Annotated in this window: 8 protein-coding genes; 6 read left to right on the top strand and 2 right to left on the bottom strand. The window is 60.8% G+C overall.

Annotated features, from left to right (window positions below; translation table 11 throughout):
- On the bottom strand, positions 1–382 hold a 382-nt coding region (locus B7449_RS08635; protein WP_048883568.1), incomplete at its 3' end, for a nuclear transport factor 2 family protein.
- A gap of 102 nt (positions 383–484) precedes the next feature.
- Positions 485–1,693, bottom strand: a complete 1,209-nt coding sequence (locus tag B7449_RS08630; protein ID WP_025440108.1) for an MFS transporter — start codon at positions 1,691–1,693, stop codon at positions 485–487.
- A 105-nt stretch (positions 1,694–1,798) separates the two neighbouring features.
- Between B7449_RS08630 and B7449_RS08625 the strand changes: the two genes are divergently transcribed.
- The 6 genes from B7449_RS08625 to B7449_RS08600 form a co-directional block, all read left to right on the top strand.
- On the top strand, positions 1,799–2,446 hold the full coding sequence (locus tag B7449_RS08625) for a TetR/AcrR family transcriptional regulator (RefSeq protein ID WP_039734225.1): 648 nt from the start codon (positions 1,799–1,801) through the stop codon (positions 2,444–2,446).
- Between the two features lie 150 nt (positions 2,447–2,596).
- Complete coding sequence (locus B7449_RS08620) at positions 2,597–3,358, top strand: SDR family NAD(P)-dependent oxidoreductase (protein WP_039734223.1); 762 nt, start codon at positions 2,597–2,599, stop codon at positions 3,356–3,358.
- A 31-nt stretch (positions 3,359–3,389) separates the two neighbouring features.
- A complete protein-coding gene (locus tag B7449_RS08615) occupies positions 3,390–3,842 on the top strand; it encodes an SRPBCC family protein (protein WP_039734222.1) in 453 nt (150 codons plus the stop codon).
- Entirely contained in the window at positions 3,839–4,552 is a 714-nt protein-coding gene (bdcA, locus tag B7449_RS08610) for an SDR family oxidoreductase (RefSeq protein ID WP_025440104.1), read from the top strand. Before B7449_RS08615 ends, bdcA begins: the two co-directional genes overlap by 4 nt.
- A 49-nt stretch (positions 4,553–4,601) precedes the next feature.
- Positions 4,602–5,492, top strand: coding sequence for an aldo/keto reductase (locus tag B7449_RS08605; protein ID WP_025440103.1), 891 nt, complete (start codon positions 4,602–4,604; stop codon positions 5,490–5,492).
- Between the two features lie 103 nt (positions 5,493–5,595).
- The coding region (locus B7449_RS08600) for a glutathione S-transferase N-terminal domain-containing protein (protein WP_048883567.1) at positions 5,596–5,920 on the top strand (325 nt) is incomplete at its 3' end.

The following is a 5,920-nucleotide window of genomic DNA, read 5'->3' as shown; positions in this document are numbered from 1 at the left end:
TCGGCAGGTCATTGATCGATGCGACCCGGCGGCGCATAAGCCCGACGGTATCGAATTCCCACAGTTCATTGCCATAGGACCGGAACCACCGACCCGCATCATCATGCCATTCATAGGCAAAACGGACAGCCATGCGGTTATTGCGGAAACCCCAGAGTTCCTTGATCAGGCGGTATTCGCGCTCCCCGTTCCATTTGCGTGTCAGGAAGGCCACGATCTGATCGCGCCCATGGATGAATTCCACCCGGTTGCGCCATTGGCTATCCACTGTATAGGCCTGCGCCACCTGTTCCGGGTTCCGGGAATTCCAGGCATCTTCGGCAAGCCGGACCTTGCGTGTCGCACTTTCAATATCAAAGGGCGGGAATGGCGGTCGTGACATGGATAAGTTCCGTATGGTTGAGCAGGGTTAAAAGTGATGGTGAAAGCGATAGCCCCACACAGGGTAGAAGAGAAGGACGCCTTTGACACCCCCATTGCATCCTTAGCTTTCATGCCCGAGCCGGTGGCCGGGTCGAAACCCATGGGACCGGGCCTGCCATGCGATCAGGAAGCCGACAGCGACAAGCCCCATCACCGCCCAGGGGAACGATGCCGCCCCCCATGTATCGAGCAGCGCGCCACCCAGAAGGCCCCCGCCGGCGATGGCACTGTTCCACGCTACGACATTCATCGACAGCGCGACGTCCGCACCATCGCCGGCCGCATCGGCCAGTGCTGTCTGGAGCAACGTCGCGGCCCCGCCGAATGTCAGCCCCCATATCGTGACACCGATCATAATCACCGCAGGCGACGCTGATCCGATGGCGAAAGCCCCTGCCACGACCGCGAATATGGCAAGGCTGAGCAGGACGGACAGGCGCAGGGCGTGATCGACCGTGCGGCTGGTCAGCCAGATGCCGACAAGGGCCGCGCCCCCGAACAGCAGCAGGATGCGATCTGCCTGTCCCGCCAGTCCGGCCGGTGTCACGAATGGCACGATGTAGGTATAGAGCACATTATGCGCGAGCATCCAGGCCATCACCACGCCCAGAACGGACCGCACGCCCGGCATGTACAGAACATGCCGGAACGGTAGACGCTCGTCATGTGCAGCCCCTGGAAAATCAGGAACCTTCGCCAGCACCCATGCGATCAGCAGCACGGTCAGGCCCGACATGATCCAGAAAGCCAGCCGCCAGCCAACGGCAGCGCCCAGCCATGTCCCGGCGGGAACCCCCAGCGAGAGCGCGATCGGCGTGCCCACCATGGCAATCGCCAGGGCACGGCCCTGCTGGGCGCGCGTCACCATCCGGCGCGCATAGCCGGCCAGCAACGCCCAAGCGAGACCCGCCGCCGCCCCCGCTCCGTACCGGGCCACAAGGGTCGTGCCGTAATGCGTCGAAAACGCCGTGATGGAATTGAATACCACGAAGCCTATGATCGCCAGTAGCAGGACCTTCCTGCGCCGCCATCGCTGCGTGGCGAGGGTCAGCGGGATCGCTGCACTCAGCGAGCCTATGGCATAGGCCGTCACCATCTGCCCGGCGAGCGCCGGGGAAATATGCAGACCCGCACCGATCTGAGGCAGCAGACCTGCCGGCAGGGTTTCGGTCATGATGCAGATGAAGCCGGTCATGGCCAGCGCGAGCAGGCCGGCAATCGGAAGGCGTGCGTCGTTTTTTTGCGTGGGCACTGTGATGGTCGGGTTCATGGGGCGCTCATATATGGATCGTTTGATACATATATAGGGCGATAGCAGCCTTGGCAATCACTTATGGATCACTTAATATGGAAGTCTTTCGGAAGGAACGATGACATGGCGCGGACCGGGCGTCCCCGTGAGTTTGACCGCGACAGGGCGATTGACGCCGCCACGGCGCTTTTCTGGGCGCAGGGGTATGAGCCGACCTCCCTGAACCAGCTCAAGGCCTGCATGGGCAATATCTCGCCTGCGAGCTTCTATGCCGCGTTCGGCTCGAAGGAGGCCCTGTTCCGCGAAGTCGTGCAGCGTTATCTGGCCACATACGGGCAGGTCATGGCGCCGTTATGGGATGAAAGCCTGCCCCCGCGCGAGGCCATCGAACGGACGCTGCGCAGTTCGGCGCATATGCAGGCGGCCCGCACCCATCCGGCCGGATGCCTGGTCGTGTCCGGCGCCAGCAACTGTTCCCCCGAAAACGAACCTGTCCAAGCGCTTCTTGCGGCGGAACGCCAGCGCACGCGCACGGGAATCAGGGCCTGCGTGGAACGCGCCATTGCCAATGGTGAATTGAACGCATCCCCGGCAACAGATGTGCTGCCCGATATTTTCACGACTTTTTTTCACGGCATGACATGCGAATCCCGGGACGGGATGACCGCCGACACTCTAGATGCGGCTGTCACATCTGTGCTGACATTATGGGATATCAACGCGGCGAAACGGGGAACAGCAAAGCGGCCCAAGAAAAAGCTGACGGACTGACAGCGGCGAGACGATCCGGGCTCGGCACGAAAATTCCATATCGATCGCTCCACAAATCCTTGACCCTGTTGCGTGGCCCTATTATGGATCGATTGATATGGAAATGGTGTCTGCTGAACCCGACGCTATGCCTCTTCAGGGAATCCGATCATGAGCCCATCAAAAATCGCCCTCGTCACGGGTGCCAATCGCGGCATCGGATACAGTATCGTCAGGCATCTGACGGCCGCCGGCATCAACGTGATCGGCACGTATCACGCCAATGCAGATGAGGCGAAGGCTGCTGAAACCGCCCTCAGCCAGAAGGACGCAAAGCTACGTATGCTGCAGTTGGACATCGCGAACCATGCGTCGTTCACGGATTTTGCCGGGCAGGTCAAAGCCCTTCTTGCAGGTGAGTTCGGGCAGGAGAAGTTAAGTTATGTTGTCCAGAACGCCGGCAACATCATCCATACGCGCTTTGATGCCGCAACGTCCGAACAGCTCGACAACCAGTACAACATCCACTTCAAGGGCCCGTACCTGCTGACGGTAGCACTCCTGCCCCTGATCCGTGATGGTGGCCGCATTCTCAACATCACCTCTGCCGCGACGCGCTTCTACCTGCCGGATCATGGTCCCTACGCGGCCATGAAGGCCGCAACCGAGGTCATCTCGCTCTATATGGCAAAGGAACTGGGCGCGCGGGGCATTACTGTCAATGCGGTCGCCCCTGGCGCGGTTGCATCGGACTTTGGCGGCGGTCTGGTCCGTGATGATGCCACGGTCAACAAAAGCCTCGCAGAGATCACGCCGCTGGGGCGTGTCGGCCAACCTGACGACATTGGGGCCGCGGTCCGTGGCCTCCTGTCTGACGACATGCACTGGGTAAATGGCCAGCGCATCGAGGTGACGGGAGGCCAGTCGCTTTGATCCCACATGGAAAAGGGCAGGGGGTATCCGTATGATCCACGTTATGGCCAGCAGCGTCCTCAATGCACCCGTCTCGTCCGTCTGGGGGCTGATCCGTGATTTCGGTGCCCTTGGTCTCTGGTTGCCAGGCGTAAAAAGCTGCGTGATCGAAGGCAATGATCCCGGCGACTGTGTCGGCGCAATCCGCCGTGTTGAAATGGGTGATGTCGGTGTGATCCGTGAACAGCTTCTGGCGCTGTCGGACGTGGAGCATGCGGTGACGTTCTCGATCATTGAATCGGCGCTGCCGATCCGGAACTACCGCTCGACCATCACGCTTCTGCCCATAACGGATGGCGATCGCACGTTTATCCGCTGGCGCGGCCACTTCGAAGCGGCTGCCGAACACGCAGCCAGCATGGAGGCCCGGATGCCGACATACATCTACCAGCCAGCCTTCGACAGGCTGGCGGCAATTCTGGCGTTGAAAGAAACACGGTCATGACCAGCTTTCATGGAAAATCAGTCCTCGTGCTGGGTGGCAGTCGCGGGATTGGGGCCGCCATCGTGCGTCGCTTCGCAACGGATGGCGCGAAAGTCATTTTCACGTATCTGTCTTCCCCTGACGACGCCCAGGCATTGGCGGCCGAGACCGGAAGCAGGGCCCTGCGCGCCGACAGCGGCGACCGGGATGCCCTCATCGCGCTGATCGCCTCGCTCGGCCCCTTGGACGTGCTGGTCGTCAATTCCGGGATTCTTGGCGCGGGTGATCCACTGGACATGCCGCCGGATGCCATCGACCGGCTTTTCCGCATCAATATCCACGCGCCTTATCACGCGGCGGTTGCTGCCGCACGAAATATGCCCGACGGCAGCCGCATCATCCTGATCGGCTCCGCCAATGCAGACCGGATGCCGATGACTGGCCTTGCCGCCTACAGCGCCAGCAAGGCGGCACTGAAAGGCATGGTCAAGGGGCTGGCGCGTGATTTCGGGGCGCGCGGCATTACCGTCAACGTTGTCCAGCCCGGCCCTACCGATACCGACATGAACCCTGCCGATGGGCCGCTGAAGGACGTGATGCACGACTTCATGGCGATCAAGCGCCATGCCACGGGCGCGGAGATCGCGGGGCTGGTCGCGTATCTTGCCGGGCCAGAGGCCGGCATCATCACGGGGGCTGCATACAATATCGATGGTGGCTTCGCAGCCTGACGGAATGACTGATCCCCACCCATTCGCTGGAAAAAAAGGAATGAGGACCATGACCCATTCATCCGCTAATGCCGCCGACGCGGGCACTTTCAGCATTGGCGGCGATCTCGCCGTTCATCGGCTTGGCTTCGGCGCGATGCGCATCACAGGCCCGGGCATATGGGGACCGCCTGCCGATCACGACGAGGCCATCCGCACGCTGAGGCGCCTTCCCGAACTCGGCGTCAACTTCATCGATACGGCGGATTCCTACGGTCCCGATGTCTCGGAATGGCTGATCAGGGAGGCGCTGCACCCGTACCGCAAGGACCTCGTGATCGCGACCAAGGGTGGTCTGACCCGTTCGGGACCGGACATCTGGAAGCCGGTCGGGCGGCCGGAATACCTGCTACAGCAGGTGCACAAGAGCCTGCGCAATCTCGGCGTCGAACAGATCGATCTGTGGCAGTTGCACCGGATCGATCCCAAGGTCCCGGCCGATGAACAGTTTGATGCGGTCAGGTCCTTCATCGACCAGAAACTGATCCGTCATGCGGGACTGAGTGAGGTTTCCGTTGACGACATCAAAGCGGCGTCAAAGTTCTTTGACGTAGCAACCGTCCAGAACCGCTACAATCTCGTCGATCGCACCAGCGAGGACGTGCTCGACTATTGCACGGCGCAGAACATCGGGTTCATCCCCTGGTTTCCGCTCGCCGCGGGTGACCTCGCGAAGCCCGGCTCAATTCTGGACACCATGGCAGGCAAATACGGCGCGCACCCGAGCCAGATCGCACTGGCCTGGGTCCTGAAACGCAGTCCGGTGATGCTGCCAATCCCCGGCACATCGAAGGTCGCGCATCTGGAGCAGAATGTCGCTGCTGCCAGCATCACACTGTCCGATGAAGATTTCGCGGCACTGGATGCAGAAGGCCGCAAGGCGTTTCAGTCATCGCGGTAGGGGAGAGGCCCCGGACAGTCACCGTTCCAGTGCCGAGAGGCCGAGGTGATTGTTCGGACGGACCCCTGACATTTTCGCTTTCGATGCCAATAAGGCTGCTGCAATGAAAATTTACGACTGGCCCACAGGACCTTATCCAGCCCGTGTCCGGATTGCCCTGGCAGAAAAGAATCTCCAGTCCAGCGTCGAATTCGTGCCGGTCAACCTGTGGAAGGGGGAACACAAGAGACTTGCTTTCCTCGCCAGGAATTATTCCGGAACGCTGCCAGTTCTTGAACTGGACAATGGAATTTGCCTTGCTGAATGTACGGCGATCACGGTCTATCTTGATGCGCTCGCCGGGGAACCGACACTGACCGGTCGAACCCCGCTTGAAAAAGGCGTGATCCAGATGATGACAAAACGCGCCGAGATCGAGATGCTGGACG

Source organism: Komagataeibacter intermedius TF2, from assembly GCF_000964425.1.
In the GTDB taxonomy this organism is placed as follows: Bacteria; Pseudomonadota; Alphaproteobacteria; order Acetobacterales; family Acetobacteraceae; genus Komagataeibacter; species Komagataeibacter intermedius.
Note: the sequence above shows the minus strand (reverse complement) of the source record. Positions and strands in the feature narration are given on the sequence as shown.